Consider the following 1004-nt stretch of genomic DNA (forward strand, 5'->3'; position numbering starts at 1 on the left):
CGCTCATGGGTAGAGGATTGTTGGTGAACTCATAGCGCAGTTTCGAGGATGGTTTTGAGCGCTTCGTCGCCGGGTTTCCGGCGGACTTGCTTCCGTAGTTGCAGCGCTCTGAGGTAGGGAGTGAGGTTGTCTTTGGAGACGCCTCGATGCGGCGAGAGCCACCGTCGTGCCAGCGACGCGTGGCTCTCGCATGTGTTGACGTGCACGTCTCCGTCAGCATATTCACCCTCACCATGGACGACGTACTTCCGGTCGAATGCGTCGTCCTCGTCGAGTGGCTCGTACGCTCGAAAGCCGTCGGTGTAGACAGTCAGCGACTCCTGCTGGCGGTCGCCGAGCAGGAGTCGAATCGTCGATTCCTCGGCGGCTTTCGCCGGGTGAACGTACTCCTCTCCACTGCCGCGGTCAACGAGTACGAACACTGGCGGCTTGTCCTCGTTGTACGTTCCACGACCGCGCGTGGACAGGCCACGCGAGCGCGACGGGCGGTCGCGCTCGCGGCCCTTCTTCCCCGCAGACACGTACAGTTCGTCGATTTCCACCGGGCCGTCGAGTCGTGGCCGAGGCGCGTCCAGCGCCCGCAGGAAGCGCTGGACGCGCCGGTAGACAGTCTTGTAGGTGACGGCGAGTTCAGCGTCCAGTTGCCTGATGCTGACGTTCAGCCGGATGTAGGTGTAGACGGCGAGATACCACTTCCTGAGCGGTATCGCCGAGTACTCGAAGACCGTGCCGGTCTTGTCGTTGAACGTCCGGCCGCAATCCTTACACAGATACCGTTGAAACTCTCGATAGCTGCCGTACCGAATCACAGATTCGGCACGGCAGCGCGGGCAATAGACGCCGTCACGCCAGCGAATCTGTGCCAGCAGATTCGCGGCCCGACGCTCCGAAACGAACGTTTGCAATGGGAACATTGTTCGTCGGGTGGCGCGGCCGCGCCACCCTTGCCCGCTGTGACTTCCAGCTACTGCTCCAACTCACCAACAATCCTCTACAGAAGAGCG

At 61.7% G+C, this 1004-nt stretch carries 1 protein-coding gene; it reads right to left on the minus strand.

Annotated features, from left to right (window positions below; all coding sequences use genetic code 11):
• Window positions 1-29 precede the first annotated feature (29 nt).
• Window positions 30-914 (minus strand): IS1595 family transposase, encoded by an 885-nt coding sequence (locus tag ACMGFG_RS24205; protein WP_436932850.1) that lies wholly within the window; start codon window positions 912-914, stop codon window positions 30-32.
• Window positions 915-1004 lie beyond the last annotated feature (90 nt).

This window comes from Halosimplex halobium (genome assembly GCF_051414055.1).
Taxonomy (GTDB): Archaea; Halobacteriota; Halobacteria; order Halobacteriales; family Haloarculaceae; genus Halosimplex; species Halosimplex halobium.